Source organism: Oceanobacter sp. 1_MG-2023, from assembly GCF_030689025.1.
GTDB lineage: Bacteria > Pseudomonadota > Gammaproteobacteria > Pseudomonadales > Oceanobacteraceae > Oceanobacter.
In genome coordinates this window covers 1-20290 of the sequence record NZ_JAUYWA010000022.1, presented here as the reverse complement: position 1 = coordinate 20290, position 20290 = coordinate 1, and the positions used below count along the sequence as shown (strand labels likewise).

At 54.4% G+C, this 20290-nt stretch carries 18 protein-coding genes; 3 read left to right on the top strand and 15 right to left on the bottom strand.

Translation table 11 applies throughout. The features are described 5' to 3' along the window. Nucleotides 1–96 precede the first annotated feature (96 nt). From ftsZ to mraZ, 15 genes are all read right to left on the bottom strand, one after another. The gene (ftsZ, locus tag Q8W22_RS13190) at nucleotides 97–1284 is read right to left on the bottom strand and encodes a cell division protein FtsZ (RefSeq protein WP_303433086.1); all 1188 of its coding nucleotides are present in this window, start codon (nucleotides 1282–1284) and stop codon (nucleotides 97–99) included. A 64-nt stretch (nucleotides 1285–1348) separates the two neighbouring features. Further along, complete coding sequence (gene ftsA, locus Q8W22_RS13185; RefSeq protein ID WP_303433037.1) at nucleotides 1349–2584, bottom strand: cell division protein FtsA; 1236 nt, start codon at nucleotides 2582–2584, stop codon at nucleotides 1349–1351. Then, nucleotides 2584–3345 (bottom strand): cell division protein FtsQ/DivIB, encoded by a 762-nt coding sequence (locus tag Q8W22_RS13180; protein ID WP_303433040.1) that lies wholly within the window; start codon nucleotides 3343–3345, stop codon nucleotides 2584–2586. The genes ftsA and Q8W22_RS13180 overlap by 1 nt, the downstream gene beginning before the upstream one ends. 1 nt (nucleotide 3346) lies before the next feature. After that, nucleotides 3347–4267, bottom strand: coding sequence for a D-alanine--D-alanine ligase (locus Q8W22_RS13175; protein WP_303433042.1), 921 nt, complete (start codon nucleotides 4265–4267; stop codon nucleotides 3347–3349). After that, entirely contained in the window at nucleotides 4264–5709 is a 1446-nt protein-coding gene (gene murC, locus Q8W22_RS13170) for a UDP-N-acetylmuramate--L-alanine ligase (RefSeq protein WP_303433088.1), read from the bottom strand. Before murC ends, Q8W22_RS13175 begins: the two co-directional genes overlap by 4 nt. 43 nt (nucleotides 5710–5752) lie before the next feature. Beyond that, the gene (gene murG / locus Q8W22_RS13165; protein WP_305452627.1) at nucleotides 5753–6835 is read right to left on the bottom strand and encodes an undecaprenyldiphospho-muramoylpentapeptide beta-N-acetylglucosaminyltransferase; all 1083 of its coding nucleotides are present in this window, start codon (nucleotides 6833–6835) and stop codon (nucleotides 5753–5755) included. Then, nucleotides 6832–7989, bottom strand: a complete 1158-nt coding sequence (gene ftsW, locus Q8W22_RS13160; RefSeq protein ID WP_303433045.1) for a putative lipid II flippase FtsW — start codon at nucleotides 7987–7989, stop codon at nucleotides 6832–6834. Before ftsW ends, murG begins: the two co-directional genes overlap by 4 nt. Then, entirely contained in the window at nucleotides 7982–9343 is a 1362-nt protein-coding gene (gene murD / locus Q8W22_RS13155; protein ID WP_305452626.1) for a UDP-N-acetylmuramoyl-L-alanine--D-glutamate ligase, read from the bottom strand. Before murD ends, ftsW begins: the two co-directional genes overlap by 8 nt. 12 nt (nucleotides 9344–9355) lie before the next feature. Continuing rightward, nucleotides 9356–10438, bottom strand: coding sequence for a phospho-N-acetylmuramoyl-pentapeptide-transferase (mraY, locus tag Q8W22_RS13150; protein WP_303433047.1), 1083 nt, complete (start codon nucleotides 10436–10438; stop codon nucleotides 9356–9358). 5 nt (nucleotides 10439–10443) lie between these two features. Then, nucleotides 10444–11808 carry a UDP-N-acetylmuramoyl-tripeptide--D-alanyl-D-alanine ligase gene (murF, locus tag Q8W22_RS13145; protein WP_305452625.1) on the bottom strand — a complete coding sequence of 455 codons (1365 nt, stop codon included), beginning with the start codon at nucleotides 11806–11808 and terminating at the stop codon, nucleotides 10444–10446. Then, complete coding sequence (locus Q8W22_RS13140) at nucleotides 11798–13342, bottom strand: UDP-N-acetylmuramoyl-L-alanyl-D-glutamate--2,6-diaminopimelate ligase (protein WP_305452623.1); 1545 nt, start codon at nucleotides 13340–13342, stop codon at nucleotides 11798–11800. Before Q8W22_RS13140 ends, murF begins: the two co-directional genes overlap by 11 nt. Next, nucleotides 13339–15060 (bottom strand): penicillin-binding protein 2, encoded by a 1722-nt coding sequence (locus Q8W22_RS13135; protein ID WP_305452622.1) that lies wholly within the window; start codon nucleotides 15058–15060, stop codon nucleotides 13339–13341. Before Q8W22_RS13135 ends, Q8W22_RS13140 begins: the two co-directional genes overlap by 4 nt. Beyond that, nucleotides 15057–15311 (bottom strand): cell division protein FtsL, encoded by a 255-nt coding sequence (gene ftsL, locus Q8W22_RS13130; protein WP_305414978.1) that lies wholly within the window; start codon nucleotides 15309–15311, stop codon nucleotides 15057–15059. The genes Q8W22_RS13135 and ftsL overlap by 4 nt, the downstream gene beginning before the upstream one ends. Continuing rightward, nucleotides 15308–16243, bottom strand: coding sequence for a 16S rRNA (cytosine(1402)-N(4))-methyltransferase RsmH (gene rsmH, locus Q8W22_RS13125; protein WP_303433053.1), 936 nt, complete (start codon nucleotides 16241–16243; stop codon nucleotides 15308–15310). Before rsmH ends, ftsL begins: the two co-directional genes overlap by 4 nt. Further along, on the bottom strand, nucleotides 16240–16683 hold the full coding sequence (gene mraZ / locus Q8W22_RS13120) for a division/cell wall cluster transcriptional repressor MraZ (RefSeq protein WP_303433055.1): 444 nt from the start codon (nucleotides 16681–16683) through the stop codon (nucleotides 16240–16242). The genes rsmH and mraZ overlap by 4 nt, the downstream gene beginning before the upstream one ends. Before the next feature lie 828 nt (nucleotides 16684–17511). Between mraZ and Q8W22_RS13115 the strand changes: the two genes are divergently transcribed. The 3 genes from Q8W22_RS13115 to Q8W22_RS13105 all read left to right on the top strand — a co-directional run bounded on the left by Q8W22_RS13115 (nucleotide 17512) and on the right by Q8W22_RS13105 (nucleotide 20193). Next, a complete protein-coding gene (locus tag Q8W22_RS13115) occupies nucleotides 17512–18153 on the top strand; it encodes a DUF502 domain-containing protein (RefSeq protein ID WP_303433057.1) in 642 nt (213 codons plus the stop codon). Nucleotides 18154–18304: 151 nt separating this feature from the next. Continuing rightward, on the top strand, nucleotides 18305–19294 hold the full coding sequence (locus Q8W22_RS13110; RefSeq protein WP_303433059.1) for a cyclic nucleotide-binding domain-containing protein: 990 nt from the start codon (nucleotides 18305–18307) through the stop codon (nucleotides 19292–19294). Between the two features lie 110 nt (nucleotides 19295–19404). Next, complete coding sequence (locus Q8W22_RS13105) at nucleotides 19405–20193, top strand: transglutaminase family protein (protein WP_303433060.1); 789 nt, start codon at nucleotides 19405–19407, stop codon at nucleotides 20191–20193. The last annotated feature ends 97 nt before the right edge of the window (nucleotides 20194–20290 follow it).

Genomic DNA, 20290 nt, shown 5'->3' with positions numbered 1-20290 from the left:
ACAATCCTGCCATTTCTGGTCGTTTCTTATACAAATAGATAGATCCTGCAATTATAGCAGGAATGCAAGAACACGCTAGCGGCATGCTCTTTTTACTCAATCTGCCTGACGACGCAAGAAAGCAGGTATATCCAGATACTCCATGTCTTGCCGTGTTTGTGGTTCCGCTTTTGTCGCAGCTTGAGCTCCCGCTCCAGCCTGACGAGTCACGGCTGGACGATCAAGCTTGTTGTAGTCTGGAGTACCATCTGCACGCTTTGGCGCCGGTGTATTATCGACTACTTTTTTTGGACGGGGTTCCGTTGCAGGAGCTGAAGAACTGCTGGCATGGAAATTCAGGCCAGTGGCAACAACAGTAACCCGCAGCTCATCGGTCATTTCCGGATCAATAACAGTACCGACAACAACCGTTGCATCTTCAGCAGCGTATTCACCAATAATGTCACCTACTTCCGAGAATTCGCCCAATGACAAATCATAGCCTGCGGTCACATTCACCAGGATGCCACGTGCTCCTTTCAGGTTGACGTCTTCCAACAGAGGACTGCCAACAGCTGCTTCTGCGGCCTGACGTGCACGGTCTTCGCCACTGGCGGAACCGCTACCCATCATGGCCTGGCCCATTTCGGACATCACTGTGCGCACATCGGCAAAGTCAACGTTGATCATGCCTTGTTGGGTAATCAGATCGGCAATGCCTTTGACCGCGCCATACAGCACGTCATTGGCAGTGCGGAAAGCATCCATCAATGTGGTGCCTTTACCCAGGACCGACAGGAGTTTTTCATTAGGGATAGTAATCAGTGAGTCAACATGCTCGCTTAACTGTTTCAGGCCAACTTCTGCCATGGCCATACGTTTTTTACCTTCAAACGAAAACGGCCGAGTAACAACAGCAACAGTCAGGATGCCCAGTTCACGGGCAATTTCAGCAACAACAGGAGCGCCACCTGTACCAGTGCCTCCCCCCATGCCAGCTGTAATAAAGACCATGTCAGCACCTTTCAGGGCCTCTGCGATACGATCACGATCTTCCATCGCCGCCTGGCGACCAACATCAGGATTCGCGCCAGCACCCAGTCCTTTGGTCAGGCCAACACCCAGTTGAATTACAGAACGAGCACCAACATTACGCAACGCCTGAGCGTCGGTATTGGCACAGATAAAATCAACGCTATCAATGTTGCTTTCTACCATGTGCTGGACGGCATTACCGCCACCGCCACCCACGCCGATAACCTTGATTATCGCCTCTTCCGGCACATCATCTGCTAACTCAAACATATCGCCTTCTTTTCCAAATGACATGATGCCCCCCCCTCTCTACTACCCATCATTACATTAAATACTAAAAGTTGCCTTTTATCCATTCCGATAACTGTGTAAAGATCCCGGAATGTGATTTACCTTCAATTATAGCTACTGGCTTATTTTTAGCCTGTTTCACAGCGTAAAGAAGTAACCCTACAGCGGTACTATAAATAGGGTTATTAATTACGTCAGTTAACCCGGAAACCCCATGAGGCCGGGCCAATCGGACTGGCATATGAAATATCTCTTCTGCCAATTCAACCACACCTTCCATTTTTGATGTGCCGCCGGTCAGTACAACACCAGCAGGGATTAATTCATCATAGCCGCTACGACGCAATTCTGCCTGAATCAGAGAAAATAATTCATCATATCGAGGCTCGACCACTTCTGCCAAAGATTGCCGTGACAGCTGACGTGGCGGGCGTTCACCAACACTCGGAACATTGATCATCTCATCTTCGTGCGCCAACTGGCGCAAGGCGCAGGCGTACTTGATTTTTATCGCTTCGGCATGCTGGGTCGGTGTTAATAATGCCATTGCGATATCATTGGTCACCTGATCCCCTGCAATTGGAATAACAGCGGTGTGCCGTATAGCGCCATCGGTAAAAATAGCTATATCAGTGGTACCACCACCGATATCTACCATACAGACTCCTAATTCCCGCTCATCATCACTTAACACGGCATAACTGGATGCCAATTGTTCCAGAATAATATCATCAGTACTCAGTTCACAACGTTGTACACAACGTTCAATATTTTGCGCTGCATTCACCGCTGCAGTTACCAGATGTACCTTGGCCTCCAGCCTGACACCGGCCATTCCTACCGGTTCACGAATACCTTCCTGATGGTCGACTGAATATTCCTGGGGCAGAACATGGATCGTACGTCGATCCTGTGGAATAGCGACAGCTTGAGCAGCGTCGATGACCCGCTCCACGTCGGCTTCCGTGATCTCGGCTCCTCTGACGGCGACTACGCCATTGGAGTTTTGTGACTGTACATGGCTGCCAGCAATACCGGCATACACCGAATGAATGGTACAGCCCGCCATCAGTTCGGCTTCTTCAACTGCACGGCGAATTGACTGCACAGTGGACTCGATATTAACCACTACGCCTTTTTTCATCCCCCGACTGGGGTGACTACCGAGACCAACAATTTCAATACCGCCATCTGATGTCACTTCCCCGACAATAGCAACAATCTTGGACGTTCCTATATCCAGTCCCACCAGCATTTGACCTGCCTGTGCATTTGCCATTACCCGGTTACCCCTGTTGTTTGCCAGCGAATAGCCGCACCCTTGCCATATCTCAAATCCACCTGGCGTACCTCTTTAGCATCCAGCGCTCCCAATAGAGCAATCAGACGCTGTAATCGTTCTTCAAAATACTGGCGTCCAAAACGAACAATCCAGCCATTTGACAATGTTGCATCGACTGCCTGCACCGCATTAACACTCATGCTGTTCACGGTCAAACCCTGACCAGTCAAAGCCTGCTGCAGACGTCGAAAATATTTCACTGATTCATTCTTCACCGGATCAGCCCCGTATAGTCGCATCAGCCCGGTTGTGGCGAATCCAGGCGGTATTGCCGACAGACGACCCGTGGCAGTCAGTAGCTGTTCATCATTCCATAGCGCCACCGGCAACTCCTCATACAACAGTAATTCCACACTGTCCGGCCAGTGCTTTCTGACCGCAACACGGCTCACCAGTGGAATAGCCGCCACCTGCTGCTGAACCTGGTTCACATCCAGAGTAAAGAAACTCTTGTCTCTCACCCACAATAACTGGCGCGCAATATCTTCTGCATTCAAAACATTCAGCCGGCCAACCACCACCACCGCTTGAACCGGCCAGGTGTGATAGGCCTGACGTACAACAACTCCGGCACCGACAAAGAGCAGCGCAATAACCAGTCCGATCCAGACCTGAACGGGAATATGCAGTCGCCGGGTAATTGGCTCACGTCTGACTGGTGTCAGAGTGGCACCGCGTGCTGGTTGCTTGTCCGACATATCAGTGCTTCTTCACTTCTTCCAGCAAGCGGATAACCAATTGCGTAAATGACATCCCCACTGCCCGGGCCGCCATTGGCACCAGGCTATGGTCCGTCATACCCGGACTGGTATTCACTTCCAGTAGCCAGAATTGGCCATCGGCATCGGCCATCACATCCACTCGCCCCCAGCCCTGACAACCAATCAGATCGAAGGCCGTCATGGCCAGTTGCTGCAACTCGGCTTCTTTCTCAGCACTCAGGTCCGATGGCAATAAATATTCTGTGTCTAATGATTCGTATTTTGCCTCATAATCATAAAACTCATGTGACGTTTTCAACTGAATCACAGGCAGTGCCTGTCCCCCCACCAGAGCAATGGTGTACTCGTTCCCGGTAATCCAGCGTTCTGCCAGCACCAGCGCATCGTATTGACTGGCAAATTGATAACTGTCTTGCAGGGCTTGCGCATCATGTACTTTACGCATGCCAATGCTGGAACCCTCATGGGCAGGCTTGACGATGACGTCATGCCCCAATTCCTGAATGACGTGTTGCCAGTCAGATTGCTGCCCCAGTAGCACCGCCGCGGGTGTTGGCAAGCCAGCAGCCTGCCAGATCAGCTTGGTGCGCCACTTATCCATTCCCAGTGCCGATGCCATAACACCACTACCGGTATAGGGAATCCGGAGCCACTCCAGTAACCCCTGAATGGTACCATCTTCGCCGCCCCGCCCATGCAATGCGATAAATGCCATATCAAAATGCTCACGCGCCAGGCAAGCCGCAATGTCTTCTTGTACATCCACGCCAACAGCATCCACCCCGGCAGCGACCAGGGCGCTCAACACAGCCTCACCGCTGCGTAGCGATACGGCACGTTCAGCAGAAACACCGCCCATCAAAACGGCTACACGACCAAATCCGCTACGATCTGTCATTCATTCGCTCCCTTTGCTTTGGCACGATCAATGGACTCCAACCAGCCAGGTAATTGCTCGGCCAGCCGGGCAGACAAGGAACCAATGTCGCCAGCCCCCTGGGTCAGTAACAAGTCACCGGCTCTGAGCACCCCCGTCAACAGCCCTTCGAGGGATTCGCCACGTTCGATAAATACCGGATCCACCTCTCCGCGCTGACGCAAACTGCCACAGAGTGAGCGGCCATCCGCACCGGCAATTGCTTTTTCTCCAGCGGGATAAACATCCATCAACAACAGGATATCCACGGTCGATAATACTTTGACAAAATCTTCATACAGGTCACGCGTACGGCTAAATCGATGCGGTTGAAACAGCATCACCAGACGGCGGTCGGGAAAACCCTTGCGAATGGCTTCAATCGTCACTTCCAGCTCACGGGGGTGATGACCATAGTCATCCACCATCATCACATTGCCACCTGCCAGTGGATATTCTCCACAGACCTGGAAACGCCGCCCGACACCGGCAAATTTCTCCAGTGCCGAACGGATTGCTTCATCAGGCACACCTTCTTCATCGGCAACCGCAACCGTTGCCAGCGCATTAAGAACGTTATGCCGACCCGGCATCCGCATACGAATATTCAGTGGCTGACGATCCCCTGGCCGCACCAGAGTGAACTCGGTAAACAGCCCCTGCTGAACCACATTGATCGCCCGATAGTCGGCATCTCCGGAAAAACCGTAGGTCACGGTCTGACGGGAAATGGCAGGCAGAATGGAGCGTACTGTCTCGTCGTCAATACAGATCACTGCCAACCCATAAAATGGCAGGTTTTGCAGGAAATCAACGAAGGTCTGCTTTAATCGCTCAAAGTCGCCGCCATAAGTCGACATATGGTCCGCATCAATATTGGTAACGATCGACACCATCGGCTGCAGATGCAGGAAGCTGGCATCACTTTCATCTGCCTCGGCAATCAGGTAACGACTGGCCCCCAAGCGGGCATTGGCACCGGCACTGTTCAACTTGCCACCAATAACAAAGGTCGGGTCCAGCCCGGCCTCCGCAAAAATACTGGTCAACAAGCTGGTCGTGGTGGTTTTACCGTGAGTGCCGGCAACCGCCACCCCATGACGAAAACGCATCAGTTCCGCCAGCATTTCTGCCCGTCGCACGACCGGCTTGCGTTGTTCCAGGGCCGTCGATACTTCCGGGTTGCTGACATCAATCGCCGACGATACCACCACCACATCGGCGCGCGCCACATTGTCTGCGGCGTGGCCAATAAACAATGTCACCCCCAGATTTTGCAGGCGACGGGTCACCGCGGAAGCCCGGATATCGGAACCAGTGATGGTATAGCCCTGGTTCAACAGCACTTCTGCAATACCACACATCCCGGTGCCACCAATACCCACAAAGTGAATGCAACGAATACGCCGCATTTCGGGAATCATATGTGCCAGCGGACCATTCGCCAGCGTCGCTTCTGCAGACGCATTAATCACGGGTTTTCCTCATAATCTGTTCAACAGCCAGTGCGGTTGCATCCGGCCGGGCCTGTGCATGACTTTGATCGGCCATGCCTTGTAAACGGGCACGATCCTTATCCAGCAAGCCTATTGTTTGTTGTAGCCACTCTGGCGTCAGATCCTTCTGTTGACAGATCAGTGCGGCCTGATTGTTTGCCAAATAACCGGCATTGATGGTTTGATGATCATCGACCGCATAAGGGAACGGCACAAAAATCGCCGCTTTACCGACCGCCGCAACTTCCGATACCGTCAAGGCACCAGAACGACAAATCATCAGATCGGCCCAGCCATAAGCCGCCTCCATATCGTCAATAAATGCAGAGACGTCTGCGACCACATCACTGGCAGCATACGCCGCCAGCATACGCTCAGCATCCCGCTTGCCAACCTGGTGGCGCAAGTTCGGCCGCCCAGCCGCTGGCATCGCTTGCCAACAAGCCAGGACGGCATCGTTCAGGGCCGACGCACCAAGACTGCCGCCCACCACCAGAATATTCAAAGGGCCAGACAAGGGCACGGCACGGGCTGGTAACTCGACCAGTTCACGACGTACCGGATTGCCCACTGTCATCGCGCCGGCCAGAGCACCGGGAAAGGCCTGCAAACTCAAGTGCGCGATACGGTTAAGCCAGCGGTTGGTCATTCCAGCAATTGCATTCTGTTCATGGATCACCAGAGGCACTCCGGCAAGCCGTGCTGCCACCCCTCCGGGGCCGGCAATATAACCACCAAACCCCACCACGATATCGGCCTTGATGGCACGAATAACCGCCCGTGACTGCCAGGTTGCCAGGGCAATACGCCAGGGGGCCATCATCAGACCCTTGATGCCTTTGCCACGCAAACCTCGAATATTCACTGCATGCAGCGGGTACCCTGCAGCAGGAACCAGATTTTGTTCCATGCCATAAGGTGTTCCAAGCCAGTGAATCACATAGCCTTGTGCTACCAGAGCACGGGCAACCGCCAATGCCGGGAACACATGTCCCCCGGTACCAGCAGCCATAATCAGGGCCACTTTGCTACGACTGGATCCTGAAGGCTTCATGCCCTACCTCCGTTATCTCTTGGTTCCGGCTCAGGCATCAGCATGGCCTCGTGCTTGATTCGCATAACAATACCAACCATGGCACAGGCCAGAATCAGGCTACTGCCGCCATAACTGAAAAATGGCAAGGTCAGACCCTTGGTCGGTAACAAGCCGATATTCACACCCAGGTTAATAACAATCTGTAGTGCCAGCATCGAGCCAATACCGGCGGCAATATACGCGCCGTACAACAGTCCACGCTGTTGGGCAATCCAGACGGTTTGCCAAATCCGTACAACCAGAAAAGTCAGCAAGCCAATAGCCATCAGGCCACCAAACAAGCCTGTCTCTTCAGCCCAGATGGCAAACACAAAGTCGGTGTGTGCTTCCGGCAAATAAAACAGTTTCTGCACACTTTCTCCCAACCCGACCCCAAACCATTCACCACGACCAAAAGCGATCAATGACTGCGTCAGCTGATACCCGGTGCCATATACATGCTCAGGTGCCCAGGGATCCAGATACGCCATCAAGCGCGCAACCCGCCACTCTTCCGACGTTAATGCCACAACCGACAGAGCACCGGTGCCAATCATCAATAAAAAATATTGCCCGGCTTTCACACCACCGAGAAACAGCTGGATCATGGTTGCTCCCAGCAACACGACCGCTGCACCAAAATCCGGTTCCATCAGTAACAACAGCACCATGATAACCAGCACAATCAAGGGTTTGATAAACCCCCAGAAACGCTCACGCACTTCTGGCAAGCGCCGCACCAGATAGCCAGCCACATAAAAAACGGCCGCCAGCTTGGCCAGCTCGGACGCCTGCAACTTGAACAGGACAAAATTCAGCCAACGACGACTGCCGTTAACTTCATGACCAACCCCCGGCACCAACACCAGACACAAGCCCGCAAAGCCCACCGCCAGCATTGGCAACTCAAACTGGCGCCAGCGTGCCAGACTGATCTGGCTGGCGCCGTACAAGGCAACCACACCCAGAATCAGATACACACCATGACGAATCGCAAAATACGCCGCATTACCGGTCAGTTTTTCGCCAATACCGGTAGACGCCGAAGCCACCATGACCCAGCCCAGCACCATCAGCAGCAACCAGGGAACAAAATGTTGATCACGGGCTTGCCAGCGCAGACTGTCAATCATCCATCAGACTCCCGACCAAGGCGCCAAAATGCCGGCCCCGTTCCACGTAATTGGCAAACTGATCCAGGCTGGCACAGGCGGGCGACAACAGTACCCGGTCGCCCGGCTGCGCCTTTGCAACAGCCAGCGCAAACGCCTCAGCCAGATATTGACAGCTATACGTCGGACAACTGTCGGACAGCGTCGCCGCCAATGCTTCACCATCCTGACCAAAACAACACACACCGGCGACCCCCGTGGCACACGCCGGAGCCAGAGGCTGAAAGTCCTGTTGCTTGCCATCCCCCCCTGCCAGCAACCACAACGCACCAGCCTGACCGGTCAGGCCCTGGATCGCGGCCAGTGTAGAGCCAACATTGGTGCCCTTGGAGTCATTGATAAACACCACCCCGTTATGCTCGCCAACCCACTCACAGCGATGCGCCAAGCCGGTAAAACGGCTCAGCGTCATACGGGCCTGGGCCGGACTGACACCAACGGTTTCGACCAACGCCAACGCTGCCATCACATTCGCCAGATTGTGACGGCCATGTATTTTCAATTTCGAGCTGTGTACCAGCTGCATACCGGCACGCACAATCCAATCGCCAGCAACACCATCACAGTCGCCCGCTTGCAGGCCAAAATCATCCTCTGTCGGGGCCTTGATGGTGAAACCGGCGGCTTCAATAATCTCGCCACACGGATTACTGGCCGCATCATCACGATTCACAACGGCCAACTCACAACCAGTAAAAATACGTTGCTTGGCCAGTTGGTAAGCCGACATCCCCTGATAACGATCCATATGGTCTTCGCTCAGGTTCAGAATGGTCGCCACTCGTGCCTTCAGGCTCGCTGTCGTTTCCAGCTGGAAACTCGATAGTTCCAGCACATACACATCCGGTTGCGGCCCAGCCAATAAATCCAGTACCGGCACCCCGATGTTGCCGCCCATTTCCGCGGCAACCCCGGCATCCCGCAAGATATCCCGGACCAGGGTAGTGACCGTACTCTTGCCGTTGGAACCAGTGATCGCAATCACCGGCACCCGGTTCTGGCGAGCAAACAGCTCAACATCCCCAATCACGTCCACTCCCGCAGCCAAGGCCTGCTGTAATGCAGGGTCAGACAAAGCCACCCCCGGGCTGACGATAATCTGCTGATAAGCAGACAGGCGCTGACCATCCAGCGCCCCCAGATACAGATTCGCGGCTGGGAAAAGAGTGCTCAGACTGCTCGCTGCCGGGCAATCGGTACGGCTGTCACACAGATCAAACGACCAGCCCATTCGCTGGCAATAGCGCGCCGTCGCCTGGCCTGAGATTCCCAGTCCGACGATCAAGCGTTTGATATCTGCTTCTGCCAGCGTCATAGATACAACCTGTTATCGAATTTTCAAGGTAGCCAGTCCGGCTAGCACCAAAATAATAGTGACAATCCAGAAGCGGACAATCACCCGCGGTTCTGGCCACCCCTTTAACTCAAAGTGATGATGCAGGGGCGCCATACGGAAGATGCGTTTCCCCGTCATTTTGAATGATCCCACTTGCAGGATGACCGACAGGGTTTCGGCAACAAAAATACCGCCCATGATAAACAGCACCACTTCCATGCGAATGATCACCGCCACAATACCCAACGCAGCTCCCAGCGCCAGCGAGCCCACGTCTCCCATAAATACCTGGGCTGGATAGGTGTTAAACCAGAGGAACCCAATCCCTGCCCCTACCATGGCACCACAGAAAACCACCAGTTCCCCAGCGCCGGCAATGTAGGGGATATGCAGATAATTAGCGTAGTTCACATGACCCGCCAAGTAAGCACATACGCCCAATGCCGCGCTGACCATCACCGTTGGCATAATCGCCAGACCATCCAGACCATCGGTCAGATTGACGGCATTACTGGAGCCAACAATGACGAAGTAACTCAGCAGCACAAACATCAGTCCCAGTTGCGGCATGATGTCCTTGAAAAACGGCATCACAAACAAGGTTTCCTGCGGGCTCTGGGCGCTGTAGTACAGATACGCCGCAGCCATCACACCAAACACCGATTGCCAGAAATATTTCCAGCGCCCCGGCAAGCCTCGTGAATTTTTCTCCACCACCTTGCGGTAGTCATCAACCCAGCCAATGGCACCAAACATCAGCGTCAACACCAGCACTACCCAGACAAACCGGTTTTCCAGATTCCCCCACAACAGGGTGCTGACCGCGATCGATAGCAGAATCAGCACGCCTCCCATCGTTGGTGTGCCAGCCTTGCTCAAATGCGATTTTGGCCCGACTTCACGAATCGCCTGACCAATCTGATATTGGTGCAGTTTGCGAATCACAACCGGCCCCAGCACCATCGACACCACCAGTGCCGTAATGACGGAGAAGATACTTCTTAACGATAAATAACCCACGACACCAAAACCCGAGTGCCACTGCGTCAGCCATTCCCCCAGCCACAACAACATAAACCTTATTCCTCTGAATGCAGTTGCAGCGCCCGGACCACAGAGTCCATACCAGCGCTGCGCGAACCCTTGACCAGAACAGTCGTCTGGTCGGGCATTTTTTGTTTTATCAGCGCCACCACCCCATCCCGATCAGGTAACCAATATCCCTGATCACCAAATGCGGCCACAGTGAAGCGACTCAATGGCCCGGTTGCAACCAGTGCCGAGACTCCCTGTTGGCGTGCATAACGACCAATATCGCTGTGCGCCTGTTCCGCTTCTTCACCCAGCTCTGCCATATCACCCAGCACCAACCAGGCACCGGAGGCGAGGCTTATTACATCAATCGCTGCGCGAATGGAAGCCGGGTTAGCGTTATAACTGTCATCAATAATTTGCCATTGATTCTGCCCGGCCACGGCCTTCATTCGACCAGCCACAGGCACGGCAGCCTGCAATCCGGCGGCAATCATAGCCGGAGTCATGCCCAATCCCCTGGCTGCCGCAAAAACAGCCAGCGCATTGCTTACATTGTGCTGCCCCGGGAAAGCCAGACACACATGTTGCGACCAACCCTCATGACGGCTATGCACAACAAAATCACTGCCACCCACACGGCACGCCACTTCGCTGGCAAACAAATCAGCGCTGGCCGATAAACCAAACGAGACAACCTGTTTATTGCCCGCTCGTGTTTGCCACGGTGCAAATGCCGGATCATCGGCGTTCAACACCACGATGCCGTTAACATCGACGCTATCAATCAACTCGCCTTTGGTTTGCACCACCCCGGCCAGAGAGCCAAACCCTTCCAGATGAGCAGCACCCGCGTTAGTGATGATGCCGATGGTTGGTTTGACCAGACAGGCCGTGTAATCAATCTCCCCTGGGCCACTGGCACCCAGCTCCACCACCGCCGCTTCATGCTCCGGTTGCAAAGCCAGCAGGGTTTTGGGCACCCCAATGTGGTTATTCAGATTCCCCGGTGTCATCCAGGTAATAAATTGTTGCTCAAGCACCTTCGCCATCAGCTGCTTGGTCGTGGTTTTACCTGCACTGCCGGTAATCGCCACAATCGGGCCATAAAAGGCGCCCCGTTGCCAGCCTGCAATCTGACCATACGCCAACAGCCCGTCAGCACAGATCAGACACGGGCCATCCAGGACCTCCGGCGGTGCTTCATCCAGCAAGACGGCCACCGCGCCAGCGGCCAACGCCTGGGATGCAAACCGATTACCATCAAAATGCTCGCCCCGCAGCGCGACATACAAGTCGCCCGACTGGATCTGACGTGTATCCGTACAGACACCAGTACAACGCACATCCACGGCTGGTGTTGCCAGGCCCAATAAAGCCGCCACCTGACTGAGGTTAAAATCAAACCGCATGCTGCCCTCCCCTGGGAGACGGGCTACGCGGCACATACCCCAATGCCGCCAGTACATCGGCGTCGCAAAAAGGATGTTTGACACCAGCAATTTCCTGCCAGGTTTCGTGACCTTTCCCTGCGATCACCACCAGTCCCTGTTCCGGCGCATCAGCCAGGGCCTGGGTAATGGCCTGCGTGCGGTCATGCTCCAGGTGCAAACCGGCTTCACTGGCGCCGGGAGCTGCCAGTGCATCAGCAAAAATACGCTGCGGATCTTCAAAACGCGGGTTGTCATCGGTCAGCCAGATGGCATCGGCAAACTGCATGGCGACCGCCATCATTTTGGGCCGTTTGCTCCGGTCTCGATCACCACCACAGCCAAATACCAGCGTCAGCGGTTGCTGCCAGGGCTGCAAGGAGGACAGCACGCTGTTCAATGCATCCGGCGTATGGGCAAAATCAATAATAACCGTCGGGCCAGTACCACTGACCGGCTCGTACACATCCATACGGCCAGCCACAGGCTGCAGTCCGGCGGCCGCCTCTGTCAGCGCATCCAGATCGTCACCGGCCGCCGCCAACATGGTGATGGCAGCCACTGCATTGGCGAGGTTAAACACCCCCAATAACGGCAACTCCAGCTGGCGGCATCCCCAAGGGGTGGTTAGCTCAGCACACATCCCGTTGCGGTTCAGGGTCAGCAGACGATAACTGACAGACTGAATCGCTGCAGAGCCAGCGTCGCTTGGTGCTGTACTCGCCTGATCCGTCATCTCGCCATAACTGAAACGATGCCCCGGAATCTCCGGGTCCGCCAGCAAGCGTTGTCCATACGGGCAATCCCGATTAATCACAACAAACCGGGCGTTGTAATCCAGTAACAAGCGGCGCTTGGACTGGAAGTAACTCTCCATATCACCGTGATAATCCAGGTGATCCTGGGTCAGATTGGTCAGTAGTGCGCCCTGGAAATGCATGCCGGCCACACGGCCCTGGTCGAGACCGTGGGACGACACTTCCATTGCCGCACGGCCAGCGCCTTGGTCCGCGGTCTGGGCCAGGGTCCGTAAGACCACCGACAAATCCGGCGTGGTATTACGAGTCGGAGCCAAGGCCGGCCAGATACCATTCCCCAGGGTGCCCAGCACCCCGCAAGGCTTGCCCAGCGCCCGGGAAAGCTGGGCCATATACGCCACGCATGAGCTTTTGCCGTTGGTGCCGGTGACCGCCAGAACCGGTAACTGGCCCGCATCCGGATACCGCCGATACAACCAGCTTGCCAGTTGCGCAGACACTTCTGGTGTCGAAAAAACCGGCACCGCGGTCTGGCCAAACTCACAGCGAAAACCGACGTCCGCCTCTTGTAGAACCGCAACCGCACCCTGCTGAATCGCAGCATTGATATAATCAGCCCCGTGGCTCACCGCTCCAGAACGGGCAACAAACAAGTCACCGGCCTGAACATCTCGGCTATCGGTAACCATATCGGCAAATTCACGATCCCATTCCGGTGGAATAAACAGATCGTCCTGCAACAATTGGGAAAGCTTCATCTCGGGTCTCCGGCAACAATCAGGGCGGCGGCACTCGAATCGTCCGGTGCAATCTGGCGCAAACGTAACGCTTGTTCCATGATGCGAGAAAAAACCGGAGCAGCCACTTCGCCGCCGTAATATTCACGCCCCTGGGGTTCATCAATCGCAACAACCAGCACCAGGTCAGGGTCGGTCAGCGGTGCAATACCGGCAAACACGGCGTTATAGGTCGAATCCTCGTAACCACTATCACCAACCTTGTGGGCTGTGCCTGTTTTGCCGCCGACCCGATAGCCAGCAACACGAGCACGTCGACCGGTGCCGATATCGGAAGTCACGGTTTCGAGAATATCCAGTACCTTGCGAGCGGTATCCGCCGACATTACCTGCTTGCAACCAGGCCGCGCTTCATTGTCCAGTAGCAAGGTCGCGTTAAAACGACAGCCATGCTGGGTAAAACTGGTATAGGATTGCGCCAGCTGTAACGGCGAAACCGCCATGCCGTAACCGTACGACACCGTGGCCAGACGCAAGTCGTCCATCTGTTCGGGATAAGGCAAGATGCCCACACTTTCACCCGGAAAGCCCAAACCACTGGCCTGACCCAGACCGGCCGCTCGCATGATATTGAACAGCACGTCAGCCCCAAGATCGGCTGAAATCAGGCTCACGCCAACGTTACTGGACTTGGTAATCACACCGGTGACATCCAGTACGCCATAGTTACGATGATCCCGAATGGTCTTGTTTTTGATACGTAAATAACCCGGACTGGTATCAATCGGGGTATCCGGAGTATAGCGGCCGGAATCCAGCGCCGCCGCGACCGTAAACGGCTTCATGGTTGAACCTGGCTCCAGCACATCCGCCAGTGCCCGGTTACGCATAAACTCCGGTTTTAGCCCGGCCCGGTTATTGGGGTTGTACGATGGCTGATTCACCAGCGCCAGTACCTCGCCATTATGAGCATCCAGTAACACCGCACTGCCCGACGTCGCCTGGTGCTGACGCACCGCAGCCATCAGTTCACGATAGGCCAGATATTGCAGCCGCAGGTCGATGGTCAAGCGCAGGTCGTGGCCCGGCTGTGCCACGGACTCCACCACGAGTTGTTTTACCACCCGACCGTATCGGTCACGAATCACGGTACGCCGCCCGCCAGTACCGGTCAGGTAATCGTTATAAGCCAGCTCCATTCCTTCCTGGCCGTTACCATCGATATCAACAATCCCCACCAGATGCGATGTCACCTCTGCGGCGGGATAATAACGCCGGAACCGACTGTCAAATTGCAGCCCGTCCAGCCCCAAAGCGGCAACCCGATCGGCCTGGGCCGGTTGTACCTGACGGTCGACGTAATAAAAGCCACGCCCACGCTGGCGGGCTTCGGTAATTTCCTTTGCCAGTGTCGCGGCGGGCATATCCAGCACGTCAGCCAGTGCACCGGCCTGTTTTACATCAAAAACCTGTGGATTCAGGCTGATATCCACCACCGCAGTACTGACCGCCAATGGCTTGCCAAAACGGTCGGTAATCATGCCGCGCCGGGCAGGTTGCAGTTGGGCACGGACAATCCGTTTTTCGCCTTCTTCAAACAGAAACGGCTGATCTACCGTATGTAACGAGATCAGCCGCACCAGAATCATCACCAGCAGCGCAGCCATCACCAGCAGCACTAATACAAAGCGCCAGCGGATAATGCCCGGAGCAGTATGATCATTCGCCAAGCCTGTCATTGAGGAAGAATCCTGACCTGTTGCGGTTCAATCATATTGAGTTCACGTCGTGCGCGCTGATCGATACGGGCATAACTGGTCAATGCCGCCAGCTCCAGAACCAACCGGGTCTGTTCCTGCTGCAAGGCGTCGCTGCGACTATCCAGAGTCTGCCATTGCTGTACCAGCTGGCGATGACCATGGCTGACGCCGATCTGTACCAGCGCAGAAACCACAACCACCAACCAGACCAGGATCACTGCCAGGTTCATGACAACCGTTCGGCAATGCGTAATACCGCACTGCGGGCACGGGCATTACTGCGCACTTCGTCATCATCGGGCATGATGGCTTTCCCAATACGTTTCATGGTTTTACCCAGGTCTGCTTCCAGTATCGGGAAGCCGGGAGGTACATCGCGTCCTTTTTCCTGTGCCCGGATAAAGCGTTTCACCATGCGATCTTCCAGCGAATGAAAGCTGATTACCGCCAGGCGGCCACCGGGTAACAAGAAGTCGACGCTTTCGTCCAGTACCCGCTCCAGATCTCCCAGTTCATTATTCACGGCAATACGGATCGCCTGAAAGGCACGGGTGGCTGGATGCTTGTGACGTTCCCAGGCCGGGTTGGCTTCCTTGATCAGTTCCGCCAGTTGCAGGGTACGGGTAATTGGTGCCGTCGCCCGGGCAGCCAGAATGGCGCGTGCCATACGCCGGGCAAAACGCTCTTCACCGTATTCTCTCAAGACCCGGATAATTTCATTTTCGTCCGTGGTGGCCACCCATTCCGCGGCAGACATGCCCGCATCCGGATTCATACGCATATCCAGCGGGCCATCACGCATAAAGCTGAAGCCACGTTCCGGATCATCCAGCTGTGGGGAAGAAACACCCAAATCCAGCAGAATGCCGTTGATACGCTCGATTCCCCGAGCCGCCATCTCCTGTTTCATATCCGCAAACGAGGCTTGTACGATATTGAAACGCTCGTCTTCCTGATGCAGCTGCTCACCGGTTTCGATGGCCCGCGGGTCTTTATCAAACCCGAACAGTCGGCCATCCGCTGCCAGTTTCGATAACAACAGCCGGCTGTGCCCACCACGACCAAAGGTACCATCAATATAAACCCCGGACGGATCGTTCAAACAACCGTCAACGGTTGGTTCCAGCAACACGGTAGCGTGGGCCAGCTCTTGCAAATTCATATAGACAGACTCTTGAGTTCGTCGGGAAGGGTGTCCAGCGACATGGGTTGTTCCAGATAATCGTTCAGCTGAGTCTCCCAACGGGCCTTGTCCCAGAGTTCCAGCTTGTTGCCTTGCCCCATCAATACACATTCCTTGATCAGCCCGGCGTATTGACGACAGGCTGGGCTGATCAGGATCCGACCGCTGCCGTCGGCGCTGCATTCTGTCGCGTGGCCTTGCAGCAAGCGTTTCAGCTTTTTGGTCGCGGGGTTTAACGTGGGCAGTTGATCCAGCTTGGCTTCAATCTTGACCCATTCCGCGAGCGGGTAAACCAGCAGACAGGAATCCTGACTGTCCACCGTTACCACCAAAACAGACACTTCCTGCTCCTCCAAGGCTTCCCGTACTTTTGCCGGGATTGCCAGACGACCTTTGGCATCCAGATTTATATGGTGCATGCCGCGAAACATAAAAAATCAGATCATCACGGTGCAGGTTTCAGGCGTTTTGGTCATTACAGACCCTCGTGTATGTCTTGGTCAAAGCTCAATTCAGGGCAGTGGATATTAGCCTTTATTCCATCCGGTTACTCCCCACTATCTCCCACTTTTGTCTCAAATACGCCACAATTCGACACTTTGTGACACTATAGGAATAGGCTACTCTCATTGCAAGCTGATGAATCCACCTGAAATTTGAAATTTCTTTTAAAGAACAATCAGTTAGCAAGCTTTCTGGCGATGCAAAAAAAACTCACAAACAAAATATTCCAGCGGCCTTGAAGCCTGGCGTCATGACTCAAGGCGATTCCTCACGTTCTGTTACATTCAGATACAATCCAGCACGCTTGCCAGCAGGAATAATCCCGGCCAAGCAGAACCAGAAGCGCAATCATCCGGCACTCCTGTCACCCGTTGATATCCACTCTCGAAGTCACAAACCAGTCATTGCTCCAAAGCATGACTTTTGTTCACGCAAGCACGGGGGATCACTGTTCGCCGGACTCCCGGGGCCCATCAGCGGGGAAATAACCGGCAGGATTGACGCCATATCACGAGTACACGCATTACGGGCTGTCCACGGTTGTGAATCCTGGACTCCCGCTTTATCTTTCTGGCCAGCTGCGTATTGTTGAACGTGGTGGCTGGTCTCGTGGTCAATGTACCGAGCAGTAACAATACCCAGGCAACACAGCGTAAAATCCGGCGCAAGCGCCAAGCGCTACGACACAAACTCAATCACCGGAAACCGGACCTCTGAGCCGGCTCCATTATCAAGGAACGTCCATGCCATACCTGGCTCGAGTGCTATTAAAGGGATCTGTCGTCGTATTACCACTGGTGATCACTGCCTGGTTGCTGTGGTCAACGCTGCTATGGCTCGACAATATCGGTCTTGAACTGTTATCCCTGACCGGCCTGGTATTGAGCGATGCCAACTCAGACATTCCCGGCTTTGGCCTGATCGTGATGCTGGTCAGCCTGTTTGTGGTGGGTTTACTGATCCAGTTCAACCCGATCAGCTGGTTACACTCATACCTCGAAGACACCCTGTTACGCTTCCCTGTCGTCAAGACCCTGTACGGTGCAGTAAAGGACTTTGCCGGTATGTTTGACGGCCAGAAAAAACAGTCACAGCCGGTCGTACTGGTTGATATGCCCGGGCCAGGTATTGCCGTCGGTTTTATCACCAACCAAAAGGTACCCCCGGTGGTACAACAAACACGCCCTGACCAGCCCCTCGTCGCGGTTTATCTGCCAATGAGTTATATGGTTGGTGGCTACACCCTGTTTCTGCCCAAGTCAGAGTTGACCCAGGTTGACTGGTCCTTTGAAGATGCCATGCGCTTTGCGATCACTGCCGGAGTATCCCAAAGCCAGTCACACCCCAAACAACCAGTGAACGACAAAACTTCACCGGAGCTGTGATACAGCGCAAATCAGGGGCTGACGTACTTGAGGTATCCTCGAACACCTTTGTATTTTATTACTGGCGGTTTTTTATCTTGACGGGCACACCTGTATTCATGACATTCTGTACTCCGCTCACCCGGCACTCTCCCACCCAGGACGGAAGGTTATGATCAGTGCAGAGCAATTACAGCGGTTTATCCCTTTTGGTGATCTCTCCGAACATGCATTGGAAGAGTTGCTGCCCCATTTCGAGCTGATCCGGCTGACGTCACGCAGCTTGTTGTTCAAACGCGGTCAGCAAGCCGACTACTGTCATTATTTGCTACAGGGCTCCATCGACCTGATCGACGATCATTTTGATGTCACCCGCCAGCACAGCGAGGATGAAGGTAACGTCCTCGCAATCGACGCCGACCATTCCATTCATAAATACTCAGCGGTCGTTGTTGACGATTGCCTGATTGCCCGTTTGCCCAGGCGCTCCCTGCAATTAATCAACACCTGGATTGACGTCGCGCTGGCTGCAGCATCCGATGAAGAAACCGACTGGCTCGAGGCCTTGCTGACGTCCGACCTGTTCAGCCGTATTCCACCCGGCAATATCCAGACATTATTAGCCCGTTTCGACGAACGTCCGGTAACACTGGGGGATGTACTTATCCAGGAAGGAGATGAAGGCCATGAATGTTACGTTATCAAACACGGCAAGGCCGTTGTCACCAGAAGCAATGGCAAGCAAGAAGAAACACTGGCGGCACTCGGCCCGGGTACACTTTTCGGCGAAGATGCACTGATCAGTAACCTGCCGCGCAGTGCCACCATTACCATGAGCAGCAATGGCACGGTGATGGTACTCAGTAAAACTGACTTTGATACCTTACTGAAAATACCGGTGCTGGAATATGTCGACAACGAACAACTCAATGAACTGATCGAAGACAGTGATACCGGCATTATCCAGCTTGATGTGCGCCCCACCCAGGAGCTGATAAAAGAAACCACTTCCCGCGCTCGCAACGTCCCCCTGACCCACCTGCGTAGCCATTTGGACACATTGAATCGCGATTTTATCTACGTGGTACAGGGAGACAACCGGGCCGAAGCCGCCGCCTATATTCTCAGCGAAGCCGGATTTGAGGTAAAAGTTCTCAGATAACAGGCCGCTGTAATTACCCACTCCGTCCAGAAAACAGCCTGATATCACTAGGCGTATAGGGCTTCTGCCCATATAGTTACCGCTTCAGCTACCAACCAGGAAAAGCATGAATGTGGATCAGCACCAGTTGTGAATTTTCCTTTGAAATTTCCGTGCCCACACCGTTTATTCTGATGTTGCGCCCTCGTCGGGGCTCTCAGCAATGGGTCGCACGGGAAGAATACGAAGTGCTTCCCAGCGTGCCGGTTACCGAATTCAAAGACTCCTATGGCAACGACTGCCAGCGACTGATCGCGCCTCCCGGCCCGTTTTCCCTGTATTGCTCAGCAGAAGTCATGACCCTTGAGCATGTCGAGGAAGCACCGGGCAGCTTTTTTGTGGAAATCCAGCATCTGCCAGCGGATGTCCTCAACTATCTGTTGCCCAGCCGCTATTGTGAATCCGACCGTTTTCACCAACTGGCTACCGAAATCACCCAAGGCTGTCTGCCGGGTTATGATCAGGTGGCGGCGATTGAAGACTGGGTGCGCCGTACCATTCGTTATGAACCAGGCACCAGCCCGTTACCGGTATCGGCTATCGAAATCAACCTGCGCCAGTCCGGTGTCTGCCGGGATTTATCCCACCTCTGTATCGCTTTATGCCGGGCACTGAGTATTCCTGCCCGTCAGGTTGTCGGTTACTTGTACGAGCTGCAGCCGATGGATTTACACGCCTGGTTCGAAGCCTATGTCGGCGGCCGCTGGTACACCTTTGATGCCACTCAATATGGCCGCAAGGGAGCCTACGTGGCTACCGGTTACGGACGTGACGCGACCGACGTGGCCATTTACAACCAGTATGGGCCACCGGTGTTTCCGATTGAGCAGATTATTTCTGTTGAAGAGATCAAGCGCTGAAGCTGCCGCTACGGCATGGAGGGTAGTGTTCAAAATTCTGTGTCACCTCTATAGTTTACCCTCTACAGGGAGTGACACATCATGTCTGATAAATACG